This is a genomic window from Arthrobacter gandavensis, assembly GCF_015355785.1.
Classification (GTDB): Bacteria; Actinomycetota; Actinomycetes; order Actinomycetales; family Micrococcaceae; genus Arthrobacter_B; species Arthrobacter_B gandavensis_A.
This window is the reverse complement of sequence record NZ_JADKYW010000003.1, coordinates 730,136-745,681: the sequence shown is the minus strand read 5'-3', so window position 1 is coordinate 745,681 and position 15,546 is coordinate 730,136. Positions and strand designations below refer to the sequence as shown.

At 64.7% G+C, this 15,546-nt stretch carries 11 protein-coding genes, 1 tRNA gene and 1 pseudogene; 10 read left to right on the top strand and 3 right to left on the bottom strand.

Going from position 1 to position 15,546, the window contains the following annotated elements; translation table 11 throughout:
- Positions 1–70 precede the first annotated feature (70 nt).
- The 3 genes from ITX31_RS04700 (at position 71) to ITX31_RS04690 (ending at position 3,213) form a co-directional block, all read left to right on the top strand.
- On the top strand, positions 71–1,303 hold the full coding sequence (locus tag ITX31_RS04700; RefSeq protein WP_194782268.1) for an extracellular solute-binding protein: 1,233 nt from the start codon (positions 71–73) through the stop codon (positions 1,301–1,303).
- Between the two features lie 70 nt (positions 1,304–1,373).
- The gene (locus tag ITX31_RS04695; protein WP_194782267.1) at positions 1,374–2,294 is read left to right on the top strand and encodes a carbohydrate ABC transporter permease; all 921 of its coding nucleotides are present in this window, start codon (positions 1,374–1,376) and stop codon (positions 2,292–2,294) included.
- 1 nt (position 2,295) lies between these two features.
- Complete coding sequence (locus ITX31_RS04690; RefSeq protein WP_194782266.1) at positions 2,296–3,213, top strand: carbohydrate ABC transporter permease; 918 nt, start codon at positions 2,296–2,298, stop codon at positions 3,211–3,213.
- A gap of 22 nt (positions 3,214–3,235) precedes the next feature.
- Here the strand turns inward: ITX31_RS04690 and ITX31_RS04685 are convergent.
- Together ITX31_RS04685 and ITX31_RS04680 are read right to left on the bottom strand one after the other, a co-directional pair.
- A tRNA-Arg gene (locus tag ITX31_RS04685) sits at positions 3,236–3,309 on the bottom strand.
- Positions 3,310–3,341: 32 nt separating this feature from the next.
- Complete coding sequence (locus tag ITX31_RS04680) at positions 3,342–3,890, bottom strand: MarR family winged helix-turn-helix transcriptional regulator (protein WP_228529065.1); 549 nt, start codon at positions 3,888–3,890, stop codon at positions 3,342–3,344.
- A gap of 104 nt (positions 3,891–3,994) precedes the next feature.
- Between ITX31_RS04680 and ITX31_RS04675 the strand changes: the two are divergent.
- Positions 3,995–5,962, top strand: a pseudogene (locus ITX31_RS04675) (MMPL family transporter); the annotation flags it as partial.
- An 18-nt stretch (positions 5,963–5,980) separates the two neighbouring features.
- On the opposite strand, the gene ITX31_RS04670 reads toward ITX31_RS04675, so the two are convergent.
- Positions 5,981–6,625: a hypothetical protein gene (locus tag ITX31_RS04670; RefSeq protein WP_228528953.1), complete on the bottom strand. Its 645-nt coding sequence runs from the start codon at positions 6,623–6,625 to the stop codon at positions 5,981–5,983.
- Between the two features lie 74 nt (positions 6,626–6,699).
- Between ITX31_RS04670 and ITX31_RS04665 the strand changes: the two genes are divergently transcribed.
- The 6 genes from ITX31_RS04665 to ITX31_RS04640 all read left to right on the top strand — a co-directional run bounded on the left by ITX31_RS04665 (position 6,700) and on the right by ITX31_RS04640 (position 15,478).
- Positions 6,700–7,503 (top strand): inositol monophosphatase family protein, encoded by an 804-nt coding sequence (locus tag ITX31_RS04665; protein ID WP_194782263.1) that lies wholly within the window; start codon positions 6,700–6,702, stop codon positions 7,501–7,503.
- Between the two features lie 72 nt (positions 7,504–7,575).
- Positions 7,576–10,077: a DNA helicase PcrA gene (gene pcrA, locus ITX31_RS04660; protein ID WP_194782262.1), complete on the top strand. Its 2,502-nt coding sequence runs from the start codon at positions 7,576–7,578 to the stop codon at positions 10,075–10,077.
- Between the two features lie 201 nt (positions 10,078–10,278).
- Positions 10,279–11,448, top strand: coding sequence for an ADP-forming succinate--CoA ligase subunit beta (gene sucC / locus ITX31_RS04655; RefSeq protein WP_194782261.1), 1,170 nt, complete (start codon positions 10,279–10,281; stop codon positions 11,446–11,448).
- A 31-nt stretch (positions 11,449–11,479) separates the two neighbouring features.
- Positions 11,480–12,382: a succinate--CoA ligase subunit alpha gene (gene sucD / locus ITX31_RS04650; protein ID WP_194782260.1), complete on the top strand. Its 903-nt coding sequence runs from the start codon at positions 11,480–11,482 to the stop codon at positions 12,380–12,382.
- A gap of 83 nt (positions 12,383–12,465) precedes the next feature.
- Positions 12,466–13,848, top strand: a complete 1,383-nt coding sequence (locus tag ITX31_RS04645; RefSeq protein ID WP_194782259.1) for a sugar porter family MFS transporter — start codon at positions 12,466–12,468, stop codon at positions 13,846–13,848.
- Positions 13,849–14,422: 574 nt separating this feature from the next.
- Positions 14,423–15,478 carry a zinc-dependent alcohol dehydrogenase family protein gene (locus ITX31_RS04640; RefSeq protein WP_194782258.1) on the top strand — a complete coding sequence of 352 codons (1,056 nt, stop codon included), beginning with the start codon at positions 14,423–14,425 and terminating at the stop codon, positions 15,476–15,478.
- Positions 15,479–15,546 lie beyond the last annotated feature (68 nt).

The window sequence follows — 15,546 nt, the reverse complement described above, 5'->3', positions numbered from 1 at the left end:
GGTAACCAAGGTCCCGCACGCAGCGGCGACCCGGGTGCGCTGCCGGTTCCATCACTTGAAAGAGGACTCAATGAAGCGAAAACTCCCACTGGGCTTGATCGCCGTGGCAGCCGCCGGCTCCCTGGCGGTCTCCTCCTGCGGCTTTGGCGGGGGCGGCGGCGGCCAAGACGGCGCCACGACCCTGAATATGCTCGTTCCCACCTACTCAGACGGCACCAAGGCGCTGTGGGAAGGAGTCATAAAAGACTTCGAAGCAGCGAACGAAGATATCGACGTCGTTCTCCAGGTGGAGTCGTGGGAGAACATCGAGTCCGTCCTGCAGACGAAGATCCAGGCCGGCGAGGCTCCCGATATCTACAACGGCGGCGCCTTCTCCGCGTTCGCCGAAGAGGGACTGCTGTACCCGGCGGAGGAAGTTGCCTCGGAAGCGACCATAGGCGACTTCCAGGAATCCTTTGCCCAGAACGAGGCCCTCGACGGAACCCAGTACGGGCTTCCGCTGATCGCGTCGGTGCGTGCTCTGTTCTACAACCAGGACCTCTTTGACGAAGCTGGCGTCCAGGCGCCGCCGGAAACCTGGGACGAGCTCTACGACGCCGCCAAGAAGATCTCCGCAACCGGAACCCCCGGCTATGGCATGCCGCTCGGCTCCGAGGAAGCCCAGGGCGAGAGCCTCATCTGGTTCGCCGGAAACGGCGGAGGGTTTGGCGACGAGTCCACCATTACGGTGGACAGCCCCGAAAACGTCGAGGCCGCGGAGTTCATGAAGAAGATGATCACCGATGGACTCACCCAGCCTGACCCCGGTGCAACTCAGCGCACTCCGATGCTCAACGTCTTTGCCCAGGGCCAGATCGGCATGGTCTACGCCCTGCCGCAGACCGTCGGCCAGATCGAGGAAGCCAACCCGGAGCTGAACTACGGTGTGGCAGCCGTTCCCACGAACACCGGTGAACCCTCCACCCTGGGCGTGGCGGACCGCCTCATGGCCTTCAAGAACGACGGCGACAAGGCCGAAGCCGTTACCAAGTTCATGGACTTCTTCTTCGCCGAAGACCAGTACGTCAACTGGGTCCAGACCGAAGGGTTCCTGCCCACCACGAAGAGCGGCTCCGAATCCATGGGCTCCGACGAGACGCTCAAGCCCTTCCTTGAGATGCTGCCCAGCGCCAACTTCTATCCGACCACCAACCCGGCATGGAACGCTACGGACGGCGCGTTCAAGTCACTGATGGGCCAGCTGGAGGACCAGGACGCAGCAGGGGTGCTTGGACAGATCCAGTCCAAGGCTGACGCCTCCTAGAAGCAGCCTCACCCGGGGCCGGCTTCCTGCGCAGGGAGCCGGCCCCTCAGCCCAAGAACGGGACCAGCACATGACTACACTGACCCGGCCGCGGACGGCCACCTTCAAGAAACCACGCAAGGCACGTGAGACCCTGGCCGCCCTGCCCTGGATTGGGCCGGTGCTCCTTTTGATCTTCGGCGTTGTGATTTTCCCCGCCGGCTACATGGTCTATAGCTCCACCCGGCGGATCAGCCAGGCCGGAACCAACGTCGAAGGTGTTGGCCTTGCGAACTTCGCGACGGTGTTCGCGGACCCCAACCTGCCCCGGATCCTGCTGAACACGCTCGTCTGGGTGGTTGTGGTGGTGACCCTGACAGTGCTGCTCTCCCTGGCGCTCGCAAACTTCCTGAACAAGCCCTTCCCGGGACGCACGCTGGTGCGGATGGCGGTGGTTGTGCCGTGGGCCGCCAGCGTTGTCATGACCACCACCGTTTTCTACTACGGACTGGATCGGGACTACGGCATCATCAACAAGTTCATGGTGGACGTCGGACTGATGGACTCCCCGTACGGCTTCACCAAGAACGTGGCTTCGGCGCTGGCGGCAGCGATCCTCATTGGTGTTTTTGTATCCCTGCCTTTCACCACCTACACATTGCTCGCCGGATTCCAGGCCATCCCCGGGGACACGCTCGAAGCCGCCAAGATGGACGGCGCCGGGCCGGTCCGCACCTTCTTCGGCGTCGTCCTTCCCCAGTTGCGCGGCGCCCTGGCTGTTTCCGTGCTCATCAACATCATCAATGTCTTCAACAACCTGCCGATCCTGCGGATCATGACGGGTTCCATACCGGGCTACAACGCAGACACCCTGATGACCTACATCTTCAAGGTGCTCCAGTTCGAGCGGCGGCTGGAAATTGCCAGCGCCCTCAGCGTGGTTAACTTCGCCGTGGTGCTGGTGATCGTCGCTGCCTACGTCAAAATCGTCAAGCCCATGAAGGAAGTCTGAGATGGCCGCAACCGCCCCCGCCCCGGTCAAGGTCCCGGCTCCGCTGCAGCTGCCCGGAGGACGTGCTGCGAAGCGGCGGTCCGACGGGTCCAGCAGCCGCAGGATGGCAATACGTTCGGCCGTGGGAGCCGTCATTGCCCTGACTTTTCTCACCCCGTACCTGATCATGGCCGTGGGATCGCTGAAAACCCGGTCCGAGATCCTGGCTGTTCCGCCGGCCTACCTGCCGCAGGACGGCCTGCAGTTCGGCAACTACGCCACCATGTGGGACACGCCGGAAACACCGCTGCCCTTCAACCTGATGTCAACGGTCATCATTGCGGTGTGTTCAACGGTCCTTGTGCTCCTGGTTGCCACACCCGCGGCGTACTACACGGCCCGCTTCCGGTTCCCGGGACGAATGATCTTCCTCTTCCTTGTAATCGTCACGCAGATGCTGCAGCCTGCGGTCCTGACCGCGGGCCTGTTCCGCCAGATGCTCTGGCTGGACCTGAACGACACGTGGCTCGCCATGATCCTGATCAACGCTGCCTTCAACCTGTCCTTTGCGCTGTGGATCATGCACAGTTTCTTCGCCGGCATCCCCAGGGAAATCGATGAGGCCGCCCAGATTGACGGCGCCGGCCGGCTGCGTGTGCTGTTCACTGTGAATCTGCCGCTGGTTTGGCCGGGCATTGTCACCGCAGTGATCTTTACCTTCGTCTCCGCCTGGAACGAATTCGCTGCCAGCCTGGTCATCATGTCCACGGCGGAAAACCAGCCGCTTTCAGTGGCGCTGACAAAGTTCATTGGGCAGTACTCCACGAGCTGGCAGTACGTCTTCGGGATCTCGATCGTCGCGATTGTTCCGGTAATCATCCTGTTCGCCGTAATTGAGAAGCGGCTCATCGGTGGGCTGACTGCCGGCGCCGTCAAATAGCCGCTGCCCGGATACAAAAAAGTGCCCCCGGCCGGAATCGAACCGACGACCTGCCCTTTAGGAGAGGGCCGCTCTATCCTACTGAGCTACGGAGGCGTCGCCGCCGGCGTCCGGCAGCGATAAACAGCTTACCCGTTTTCGGCCGCTGGTGCCGCGCGGCCTGCGGGGACGCGCTGCTGCGGCTTTGCCTCCGGCGCCGGGGAGGTCTGCTGTTCGGCAGGTTCCTCCAGCCGCTGCAGGTAGATGTTGTAGGCCTGGCGCATTCCGGCCAGGAAGCCGTGGACGGTTTCGAGCTCAGCTTCCGTGTACTGGTCCATGACCTCCGTGGTCAGCGCACCCAGCGGCCCGAAGTAGGCGCCGGCCAGCTCGCGGGCGAGGGGCTCAAAGTGCAGGGTGACTTTGCGGCGGTCCGCTTCGGAGCGTGCGCGGTGAATATGGCCAATCTGCTCAAGCCGGTCAATGACGGCGGTGGTGGCCCCGGTGGAGGTCCCCAATAATGTGCTCAGCTGGCCCGCGGTAAGCGGCACGCCACGCGTTTCAGCCTCCATGACCAGGGTGAGTGCACGCATGTCGGTGGGATTCAGGCCGTGCTTCTGGGCGAAGGCGTCGGCAACCAGCTGCCCGTCGAGTCCCATTCCCCGGACAGACTCTACGATCTGCCGTCGCAGCGCGTTCATCTCCACTCCCACATAGTAGCTTCACGTTGAAGTATCTCTAAATAAGAGATACTTTGTTCCCTAGTTACTTGATCACAATACCTACAACCCTGGAGTCTCCCCCCATGAGCGCGAAGATAGTTAAATCGGCCAAGGCGGCGCTGGTCACGCTGTTCCTTGGCCTGGTAGTGATCGTGGGGCTGTTCGCCATACCCGTCCCCGAGAACGAATCCTCGACCGTGGGGCAGCTCAGTGACAAGTACCAGGTCACCCAGGTGCAGGAACTGCTCAAGGAATTTCCCGATGCCCAGCAGTCCACTGCCCTGATTGTCATTTCCCGGGAAGACGGCTCCGAGCTGAGTGAAGCTGACATTGCCGGCATTGCGGACATCAGTGCGGCGGCGACGGACGCCGGCGTCGAGGCTCCGCCTGCCCAGGCCCCGCCGCTGGTGTCCGAGAACGGCGTCGTAGCCCTCATTCCGGTCACGCTGCAGGCAGCGAGTGACGACGGCGACGCCGTTGGCGAGGAAGTCGCAGCCCTGCGTGAGGCAGTCAGTAATGCAGCACCCGCAGGCACCAAGGCAGAGCTGACCGGCGGCGCTGCATTCACCGCCGACCTTGCCGGGGTGTTCGCCGGCGCGAATTTCACACTTCTTGCAGTTACCGCTTCAGTGGTGGCGCTGCTGCTGATCATTACCTACCGCTCTCCGTGGCTGTGGATTGTCCCCCTGGCGATTGTGGGAACCATCGAACAGCTCTCCCTGCGCATGGTGGACGTGATCGCGCCAATCGTGGGGATCGAGGTTGACCCCTCCGCGGTCGGCATCACAAGTGTCCTGGTGTTCGGTGCCGCAACGAACTACGCGTTGCTCCTGATTGCCCGCTACCGCGAAGAGCTTCGCATCCATGAGAGCGTCTACGCAGCCATGGGCAAGGCGCTGAGCCGCACCCGGGAAGCGATCATCGCCTCCGGAGGCACCGTCATCCTGGCACTGCTGACCCTGCTCTTTACCGACACCATGAGCTACCGCGGGCTGGGCTTCTCTGCCGCACTAGGCATTGTGTTTGCCATCCTCAGCGCACTTTTCCTGCTCCCCGTGGCGCTGGTGCTGCTGGGCCGCAAGCTCTTCTGGCCCTTCGTCCCCAAGGTTGGGGACCCGGCACGCGAAGGTAAGTTCTGGGGCAGGCTGGGCGACGCGACCGCCCGCAAGCCGAAGACGATCGCGGGCATCGCCGTCGTCGTTCTCCTGCTGATGGCCAGTGCCCTCTTCACCGCCAAGATCGGGCTGAGCGAAAACGAGCAGTTCACGGATAAGCCGGAAGCCGTAACTGCTGCAGAGACCCTCGAAGAGGGCTTCGCGGCCGGTTCCACCTTCCCTGTGATCGTGCTGGTGAACTCGGATGAAGCGGAAGCTGCAGTCGAGGAGCTGGGCAGCGTGGACGGCGTGGACAACGCCACCGTCGGCAGCGAGCATGACGGCTTGACCCGGATTGACCTGATCACAACCTTCGAAGCCGGGACCGACGAGGCCAACACCTTCATCCGTGACCTCCGCTCGGACCTCGCCGAAAACCCGGACTACGGCGCCCTGGTAGGCGGCGAGGCGGCAGAGCGGGTTGACCAGCTGGACGCGAACACGCACGACGTGACGCTGGTGGTCTCCCTGGTGATCCTGCTGGTGTTCCTCGTGCTCGTCGCCCTGCTGCGGTCCCTGATTGCACCGGTCTTGCTGGTGGCCTCGGTGCTGCTGACCTTCTTCGCCGCCAGCGGCATCAGCTGGCTGCTCTTCGTCAACGTCCTGGGCTTCCCGGCCCTTGACACGCTGACCCTGCTGTACAGCTTCCTGTTCCTGGTGGCGTTGGGCGTCGACTACAACATCTTCCTGGTCACCCGGGCCAGGGAGAACGCCGCCACTATGGGAACCAGGAAGGGCATGCTGGCCGCGCTCCGGTCCACCGGCGGCGTCATCACCAGCGCCGGCATCCTGTTGGCTGCAGTGTTCGTGGTCCTTGGCGTCCTGCCGCTGGTCACGCTGGCCCAGGTGGGCCTCACCGTGGCAATCGGTGTCCTGTTCGACACCCTAATTGTCCGGACCGTGATCGTGCCGGCCCTAGTCTTTGTCCTCGGCGACAAGTTCTGGTGGCCGAGCCGTCCGGGAACTAAAGACGGCAAGCACGGACGCCACCAGGCTGAGACCGAGGAGGACCCAGCGAGCGACCGTCAGGACGCTGGCCAGGGCAGCGTCTCCTGACGCCAGCTCAGCAGACCCCAGAACGCCGTCAATGACGACGTTTTCCCAGAGATCCGCAATGACAAAGAGGATCGGCGCGGCCCACAATATCCAGCGCAGCGAACGGCGCCGGGTGTTGAGCCCAATGATCAGCAGCCATGCGAATCCGAAAATCAGGGGAAAAAGGGTACCTGCCGTCTTGTGGACGTAGCTGAGCTGGCCCAGCGCATCGGCATCCATTGCCGAGCGCAGGGCGGCCAGGTACTGCATGCTGTACCCGCCGATCAGCGAGTCCGGCATGGCCAGTCCGCCCGAAAGCTGGGTCATCTGGTTCAGGACAAGCAAGTGGTAGTACCAAAACATGAACAGTGCGGTGGCCGCCGCGGCAATCACGACCAAATTGGCGTTGGTCTTGGCCTGCTGCGGCGTCCGCTGCGTTGTTGGATTGGCGGGGACCTGCTGCCCTGCCGGGAGCTGTGCCCTGCCGCCGTGCTTGGCGGCGCGCTGTGCGGGAGTTTTAGCCATGCCTCCAGTATGGCGGAGGGCGCCGCCGGCATCCGCGGAGGACGGCGGGGGAGGAACGGTTTAGGCTAAGGCGCATGAGCGCGAATGCCACTGCAGAAGATTTGGCCCTAGCCGGGTCCCTGGTCCGGGAGGCCGGCGCCCTGGCCCTGGCCATGCGCAGCGAAGGGCTGACGGGCAAACAAAAAACCTCTGTCTCCGACGTCGTGACCGCAGCGGACCACGCGGCGGAAAAGCTGGTCCTTGAAACCCTCCGCAGGCTTCGCCCCGAGGACGGGATCCTGGGTGAAGAAGGCGCCAGTCACGAGGGAACCTCCGGCCGCACCTGGGTGATCGACCCGGTGGACGGCACGTACAACTTCCTCTCCGGTTCCACCTACTGGTGCTCCGCCCTGGCGCTGCGCACCGAGCCGTCCCCGGAAACGGTCGGCCAGGACCCCGCGGTGCTGCTTGGTGCCGTCTTCCAGCCGCAGGAGGACCAGCTGTGGCTCGGCGGCCCCGGACATCCAGCCACGCTGAACGGCGAGGCACTGGCGCCGCTGGAAGACGCTGCCCTGGACCGGCTGAGCGCCGGCACGTACCTGCACCCCACCTGGCTGCGGCGCGATGACGTTGCCGGACCCTGGACCAGGGCGGCCGCCGGCACGGCAACCCTGCGGATGCTGGGGAGCGGTTCCTGTGACCTTGGCTCGGTTGCCTCCGGCCGGCTGGGTGCCTGGTTCCAGCACAGCTGCCCGGAGTGGGACTGGCTGCCGGGCAAAGCAATCGTTGAAGCGGCCGGAGGAACGACGGCGGTCCTGGAAGTCAACGGATTCCGCTGGCACATTGCCGGTCCCGCGGCGGCGGTGAAGGAGATCCAGCACCGGCTCTCAACGAGCTAGCGGGCCCGGGCGTCCGGGACGGAAACGGCGTCCGGGCAAATGTCGGGGCCAGCACCTAGACTTAAAACCACCATGGACTATCTCTTTGATCCGTACTTTTCCACGCCCGCCAAGACCAAGGCCTCCGCTGACGCGGATGCTGCCACGGCCGCGGAAGACTCCGCGCGGAAGCCGGGCGCGGACACCCCAGCGGCTGCCGGGCAGCACCGCGGCGGTTCCGGGCGCGTGGATGAAGCCCGCGCGGCGGACCTGCTGCGCGGATTGAACCCGCAGCAGGAAGAGGCAGTCAAGCACGCCGGATCCCCGCTGCTGATCGTCGCCGGCGCCGGCTCGGGCAAGACCCGCGTGCTTAGCCACCGGATTGCGTACCTGCTGGCCACGGGCCGCTCCAACCCCGGGCAGATCCTGGCCATCACCTTTACCAACAAGGCAGCTGCGGAGATGCGGGAACGCATCGAGTCCCTCGTAGGCGGGGTAGCCAAGACCATGTGGATCTCCACCTTCCACTCCTCCTGCGTGCGGATCCTGCGCCGGGAAGCCAAGGCGGTGGGGATGAATTCGAACTTCTCCATCTATGACTCAGCGGACACCCTGCGCCTGATCACGCTGGTGGCCAAGGGGTTGGACCTTGATCCCAAGCGGTTTGCACCCAAGGCCATTGCCAACAAGATTTCAGGCCTGAAGAACGAACTCATCGACGATGAGTCCTACGCCTCCAGTGCCAACTATTCGGATCCGTTCGAGCAGGCCGTGGCCCAGGTCTACACCGGGTACACCCAGCGGATGCGCCAGGCCAACGCCCTGGACTTCGATGACCTCATTGCCCAGACGGTCTTCATGTTCCGCGCCTTCCCGGGTGTGGCCGAATATTACCGGCGCCGGTTCCGGCACATCCTCGTGGACGAGTACCAGGACACCAACCACGCCCAGTACGCCCTGGTCCGCGAGCTCGTGGGCGTCGAAGGCGAAGGCCACCTGGATATTCCGCCCGCCGAACTGACAGTGGTGGGCGACTCCGACCAGTCCATCTATGCCTTCCGCGGCGCGGACGTCCGCAACATCGTGGACTTCGAGAAGGACTATCCGTCCGCGCGCACCATCCTGCTGGAACAGAACTACCGGTCCACGCAGACCATCCTCTCCGCAGCCAATGCGGTGATTTCACGCAACCCCAACCGGCCGGAGAAAAAACTCTGGACGGCGGAGGGCGACGGCGCGAAGATCGTCGGCTACGTCGGGGAGAACGAACACGAGGAAGCACGCTTCATCGCCGAGGAAATCGACCGGCTGCAGGACGAAGAGGACCTGCGGCCCGGCGACGTCGCCATCTTCTACCGCACCAACGCCCAGTCCCGCTCGCTCGAGGACGTGCTGGTGCGCGTGGGCCTGCCGTACAAGGTGGTTGGCGGCACCCGGTTCTACGAGCGCAAGGAAATCAAGGATGCCCTGGCGTACCTGCGCGTGCTGGTGAACCAGGACGACGTCGTGAACCTGCGGCGGATCCTGAACGAACCCAAGCGGGGCATCGGCGACCGGGCCGAGTACTCCGTGGCGGCGCTCGCGGAACGCGAGCGGATGAGCTTCATGGCTGCGCTGCGCCGGGCCGAAGACGCCCCCGGCCTGGCCACCCGCTCACTGAACGCGGTCAACGGATTCGTGAAACTCATCGATGACCTGGCCGAAGTGGCCTCCGGCTCCGGTGCCTCAGCGGCCCTGGAAGCGGTGCTGGAACAGACCGGCTACCTGGCGCAGCTGCGCTCCAGCACCGACCCGCAGGACGAATCCCGGGTGGAGAACCTGGCCGAACTGGTGGCCGTCGTCCGTGAATTCGAGCGCGACAATCCGGAAGGAACCCTGGAACAGTTCTTGGAGCAGGTCTCCCTGGTGGCGGACGCGGACCAGATTCCGGACGCACCGGAGGGCTCCGCCGAAGAAGTGGCCGCCGCCGTCGAGGAATCCCGCCGCCAGGGCGTGGTGACCCTCATGACCCTGCACACCGCCAAGGGCCTCGAATTCCCGGTCGTGTTCCTGACCGGCATGGAACAGGGGATCTTCCCGCACCAGCGTTCGGCTACGGACCCGGCTGAACTGGCAGAGGAACGCCGCCTGGCCTACGTTGGCCTGACCCGCGCCCGCCAGCGGCTCTACCTCACCCGCTCCGAGGTTCGCAGCATGTGGGGCCAGAGCCAGTACAACCCCGCCAGCCAGTTCGTGGGGGAGGTGCCCTCGGAACTTATCGAATGGAAGCGCGAGGGCATGGACCGGCCTGCCTGGGGCGGGGGCGGAAGCATCACCTCCAGCCGTTACAGCGGCTCGCACTGGGGTGCGGGGTCAGCCTCCTCCACCGGCGGAAGCATCGCCGCTGCCCCCGTCTCCAAGGCCATGGGCCGCGTCCAGCCGCAGAAGGAAGTCATTTCGGTTGCTGTGGGGGACAAGGTCAACCACACGTCCTTCGGCCACGGCCAGGTGCTGGCCGTGGAAGGTTCCGGGGACAAGACCGTGGCGAAGGTGAAGTTCGACGTCGGTGAGAAGCGGCTGCTGCTGCGTTACGCGCCGCTGACCAAGGAGTCATAACACAGCCTCAGCCCCATAGCGGAAAGGCCGGTTCTTCTACAAGCCGTCGAACTGTGCCCTTTGTCACTAAAGCGGTAGTCTGTGGTGGGCCCCCGGCGCCAAGGGACTAAAGTGCCATTGGGGCAGCCCGGCTCGATGCATCTGCTTCTTGATCAGCTGATCAATATGTAAACCTACTTCGACGTAGAAGGACACTAGCCCGTGGACCTGTTTGAATATCAGGCGCGCGATCTGTTTGAGGCGCACGGAGTACCCGTGCTCGCCGGAATCGTGGCGCACACTCCTGAAGAAGCCAAAGCCGCAGCCGAAAAGATTGGCGGCGTCGTCGTCGTGAAGGCCCAGGTAAAGGTTGGCGGCCGCGGCAAGGCCGGCGGCGTCAAGGTGGCTAAGACCGCTGATGAGGCTTTCGAGCACGCCAGCAACATCCTCGGGATGGACATCAAGGGCCACACGGTCAAGAAGGTCATGATCGCCCAGGGTGCGGACATCGCCGAAGAGTTCTACTTCTCGGTCCTGCTGGACCGCGCCAACCGCAACTACCTGGCCATGTGCTCGGTTGAAGGCGGCATGGAAATCGAGCAGCTCGCCGTGGAGCGCCCCGACGCCCTCGCCCGCGTCGCCGTCGATCCGGCAGTCGGCATCGATCAGGCCAAGGCCGAAGAAATCGTTGACGCAGCCGGCTTCGCTCCGGAACTGCGCGAAGGCGTCGTGAACGCCATCCTGAAGCTCTGGGACGTCTTCACCAAGGAAGACGCCACCCTCGTGGAGGTCAACCCGCTGGTCAAGACCGGCGCAGGGGACATCGTTGCCCTGGACGGCAAGGTCTCCCTCGACGAGAACGCTGACTTCCGCCAGCCCGGCCACGCCGAGCTGGAAGACAAGGACGCAGCGGACCCGCTGGAAGCCAAGGCCAAGGCCAATGACCTCAACTACGTCAAGCTCGACGGCCAAGTTGGAATCATCGGCAACGGTGCCGGTCTGGTCATGTCCACGCTCGACGTCGTTGCCTACGCAGGCGAAAAGCACGGCAACGTGAAGCCCGCCAACTTCCTGGACATCGGCGGCGGAGCCTCCGCATCCGTCATGGCCGCAGGCCTGGACGTCATCCTCAACGATGAGCAGGTCAAGTCCGTCTTCGTGAACGTCTTCGGTGGAATCACCGCCTGTGACGCCGTTGCCAACGGCATCGTCAAGGCCCTGGAGATCCTCGGCGACGAGGCCAACAAGCCGCTGGTCGTCCGTCTGGACGGCAACAACGTGGAGGAAGGCCGCCGCATCCTGGCCGAGGCCAACCACCCGCTGGTTACCCTCGCAACCACCATGGACAACGGCGCCGACAAGGCTGCCGAGCTCGCCAACGCAGCTCGCTGACCGAGCCGATCCCCAGAAAGAGAATTCACACATGTCTATCTTCTTGAACAAGGACTCCAAGGTCATCGTTCAGGGCATCACCGGCGGCGAAGGCACCAAGCACACCGCCCTGATGCTCAAGGCCGGGACCCAGGTTGTTGGCGGCGTCAACGCCCGCAAGGCCGGCACCACCGTGACTCACGGCGATGTTGAGCTTCCCGTTTTCGGCACCGTGGCCGAGGCCATGGAAAAGACCGAGGCTGACGTCTCGATCGTCTTCGTTCCGCCGGCCTTCACCAAGGACGCCGTGATGGAAGCAATCGACGCCGGCATCGGCCTCGTTGTGGTCATCACCGAAGGTGTTCCGGTCCAGGATTCCGCCGAGTTCTGGGCCCACGCCCAGTCCAAGGTGGACGCCGACGGCAACCAGGTCACCCGCATCATCGGCCCGAACTGCCCCGGCATCATCACCCCGGGCGAAGCACTGGTTGGCATCACCCCGAACAACATCACGGGCAAGGGCCCGATCGGCCTCGTTTCGAAGTCCGGCACCCTGACCTACCAGATGATGTACGAACTGCGCGATCTCGGATTCTCCACCGCCATCGGCATTGGCGGCGACCCGGTCATCGGCACCACCCACATCGACGCCCTCGCAGCCTTCGAAGCTGATCCCGAGACCAAGGCGATCGTGATGATCGGTGAAATCGGCGGCGACGCCGAAGAGCGCGCAGCGGACTTCATCAAGGCCAACGTCACAAAGCCGGTTGTCGGCTACGTGGCAGGCTTCACCGCTCCCGAAGGCAAGACCATGGGCCACGCCGGCGCCATCGTCTCCGGTTCCGCGGGGACCGCACAGGCCAAGAAGGAAGCACTCGAAGCAGCAGGCGTGAAGGTCGGCAAGACGCCGTCCGAGACCGCCGAGCTGCTGCGCGAAGTTTACGCTTCGCTCTAGCTCCACCAGCGCATACCCCCGTTCCCGGTTTTCCGGTGCACGGGGGTTTTGTGCGTCCACCTCCAGGAAGACATAACAACTACATGAGTTCCAAGCCAGCTTCCCCGACCATTCCGGGCGATCACCGGCGTGCACTGCGCCGCGCCACCTGGATCGCCACCCTGGGCGGCTTCCTCTTCGGGTACGACACCGGCGTGATCAACGGGGCGCTGCCCTACATGCAGGATGACCTGGGGCTGACCCCCTTCGCCGAAGGCCTCATCACCTCCAGCCTGCTCTTCGGTGCTGCCTTCGGTGCCGTCGGCGCCGGACAGCTCGCCGACCGGCTGGGCCGGCGCCGGCTGCTGCTGATCCTCGCCGTCGTGTTCATGCTCGGTGCCGCCGGCACCGCCGCAGCTCCCGGGGTAGGTTTCATGGTGCTGGCCCGCGTGGTCCTGGGCCTCGCCGTGGGCGGTGCCTCCGCCGTCGTGCCCATGTTCCTGGCCGAGCTGGCTCCAGCGGCGCGCCGCGGACAGCTGGTAACCAGGGACCAGCTGATGATCGTCAGCGGTCAGCTTGCCGCCTTCGTCTGCAATGCCGTCATCGGCAATCTCTGGGGCGAGGAAGGGCACGTCTGGCGCTGGATGCTCCTGGTCGCCACGCTCCCGGCCATCGCGCTGTGGATCGGCATGCACTTCGTGCCGGAAAGCCCGCGCTGGCTGGGGTCGAAGGGCCGCTACGCGCAGATGCTCACCGCCCTGCAGCAAATCCGCAGCGCCGAGGATGCCCAGGCGGAGTACGAAGAGATTAAGGGGCTGGCCGGCTCTGCAAGGACCGGCCGGCTGAAGGACTTCGCCGAGCCGTGGCTGCTGCGCGTTCTGCTGATCGGCATGGGCCTGTCGATCGTCCAGCAGATCACCGGCGTGAACGCGATCATCTATTACGGCACCCAGATCCTTGCCGACGCCGGATTCGGGACGGAAGCCGCGCTGACCGCCAACATCGCCAACGGCGTCGTCTCCGTCGCAGCGGCGCTGCTCGGCATCTGGCTGCTGGGCAGGGTGGCCCGCCGGCCCATGCTGATCACCGGGCTGCTCGGAACCACCATCACGCTGGCACTCATCGGCACCGCCTCGATCCTGATGCCCGAAGGCACCGCCCGCGGCTTCACTGTCCTGTCTCTGACCGTCCTGTTCCTTGCCTTCCAGCAGGGTGCGGTGTCTCCGGTGACGTGGCTAATGCTGGCCGAGATCTTCCCGCTGCGGGTGCGGGGCCTTGGCATCGGCCTGTCCGTGTTCGTGCAGTGGATGGCCAACTTCGCCGTCGGGTTCTCCTTCCCCATGCTGATGGCCGCGCTGGGAATCTCCAACACGTTCTTCATCTTTGTGGGCTTGGGGATCTGCGCCGTGCTGTTCGTCCGCCGGTTCATGCCGGAGACCCGGGGCCTGTCCCTGGAAGAACTCGAACTGAAGCTGGGCACCAAGTAGCCCGGGAGTCCATTGGGTTGCCGGTCGGATTGGACAGCCCGGCGGTGGCTGGAGCGGGTCCGTCCTCCCGCTCCAGCCACGGCCTGCAACGCTACGCCGGTCTCAGCGGCGGCATACGTTCGTCGCCGCCGGCTGGGGGACCGGCGGCGGGGGCAGCAGGCGGCAGGGGGTGCCGGTTCTGCTGCCAGCACGATCCCGGCGGCTACGACGCACGAGGAGCGTGGATCTGGCCTTCTCAGCTGCGGCCGCTATGCCGGTGAGAAGAAATCTATCGGGGGCGGGGAACTAGGCCGCACGTACGCAGCGGGGAATGCGGTTCCAGTTGCGGCGGCACAAGGTGCGCGGCATCCGCTCACGCGGAGCCAGCCGGACCGGCAATCCTTTGCAGTGCCTCAGCATGTTCCACCTGTCCTTTGGCTTCTCGCGACGTTGTCCGTCAGTTTCCTGTTCTGCCCCGTCAACACGCTAAACCGGATCCCACGAACTGGACATGGGGAGAACTACCCATGCACCCGGCTTTCCCTTCCGGAGCTAGGCTGGTATGGAACCTCAGCCCGTAAACAGGAAGGCAGCCATGCGCGCCACCATCATTCACGGCCCCGGCGACATCCGAGTCGAGGACCGCGAGTACCCTGCGGTCCTCCGCAGCTCAGACGCGGTAGTGCGGGTCGGCGCCGCGTGTGTCTGCGGATCGGATCTCTGGCCGTACCGCGGCATCCGGGAGACCCCCGAGCCCCGTGCCATCGGCCACGAGTTTGTAGGCGTAGTTGAAAGCGTGGGCAGCGATGTCACCTCGCTGGCACCCGGCGACTTCGTCGTTGCCCCCTTTACGGGCAACTGCGGCAAGTGCGCGCCCTGCCGTTCCGGCGTGACGGTCGCCTGTGAGGAACTGGTGGGATGGGGCAGCAAGGACACCCACGGCGATTTTGTCCAGGGCGCCCAGGGCGAGGCGGTCCGGGTCCCCAACGCCGAGGCGACCCTGGTGAAGGTTCCCGGCGTGTCGAATCCCGACGACTCCCTGCTCGCGGACCTGCTGACCCTCTCCGACGTGATGGGCACCGGACACCACGCCGCGGTCAGCGCGGGCGTCGCCCCGGGATCGACCGTGGTGGTGGTGGGTGACGGCGCCGTCGGGCTGTGTGCCGTGCTGGCTGCCTCGCGCCTCGGTGCCGGTCGAATCATCGCCATGTCCCGCCATGAGGACAGGGCAGCGCTTGCCCGCGGATTCGGAGCCACCGACGTCGTGGCTGAACGCGGCAAGGAAGGGGCGGCGCGGGTGCGCGAGCTCCTCGGGGGAGTGCCGGCGGACGCCGTGCTGGAATGCGTCGGAACGGCGGAATCGATGGACCAGGCCCTGCGCTGCACCCGTCCGGGCGGACGGGTTGGGTTTGTTGGTGTCCCCGCCGGCGGTGCGGAACTGCCCATCGGGGTGCTGTTTGCCAAGAACATCACTGTGGGCGGCGGCATGGCGCCGGTGCGCACGTACCTTCCCGAGCTGCTGGAAGACGTCCTGGCCGGCAGGATCCACCCCGGAAAGGTCTTCGATTCAGTGCTTCCCCTGGAGGATGCACCCCGGGCTTACGCTGCCATGGACCAGCGGCAGTCGGTAAAGGTGATGCTCAAGCCCTAGCAGGACCGGCAGCATGCTGTGATTCCTTACACATCTGCAATTTTGCAGTTGTGAAAAAATGTTACTGA

Excerpts from the sequence above, each read along its gene's own strand:
- ITX31_RS04700 (WP_194782268.1), top strand. The coding sequence starts at position 71 with ATGAAGCGAAAACTCCCACTGGGCTTGATCGCCGTGGCAGCCGCCGGC.
- ITX31_RS04695 (WP_194782267.1), top strand. The coding sequence starts at position 1,374 with ATGACTACACTGACCCGGCCGCGGACGGCCACCTTCAAGAAACCACGC.
- ITX31_RS04690 (WP_194782266.1), top strand. The coding sequence starts at position 2,296 with ATGGCCGCAACCGCCCCCGCCCCGGTCAAGGTCCCGGCTCCGCTGCAG.
- ITX31_RS04680 (WP_228529065.1), bottom strand. The coding sequence starts at position 3,890 with ATGAACGCGCTGCGACGGCAGATCGTAGAGTCTGTCCGGGGAATGGGA.
- ITX31_RS04670 (WP_228528953.1), bottom strand. The coding sequence starts at position 6,625 with ATGGCTAAAACTCCCGCACAGCGCGCCGCCAAGCACGGCGGCAGGGCA.
- ITX31_RS04665 (WP_194782263.1), top strand. The coding sequence starts at position 6,700 with ATGAGCGCGAATGCCACTGCAGAAGATTTGGCCCTAGCCGGGTCCCTG.
- pcrA (WP_194782262.1), top strand. The coding sequence starts at position 7,576 with ATGGACTATCTCTTTGATCCGTACTTTTCCACGCCCGCCAAGACCAAG.
- sucD (WP_194782260.1), top strand. The coding sequence starts at position 11,480 with ATGTCTATCTTCTTGAACAAGGACTCCAAGGTCATCGTTCAGGGCATC.
- ITX31_RS04645 (WP_194782259.1), top strand. The coding sequence starts at position 12,466 with ATGAGTTCCAAGCCAGCTTCCCCGACCATTCCGGGCGATCACCGGCGT.
- ITX31_RS04640 (WP_194782258.1), top strand. The coding sequence starts at position 14,423 with ATGCGCGCCACCATCATTCACGGCCCCGGCGACATCCGAGTCGAGGAC.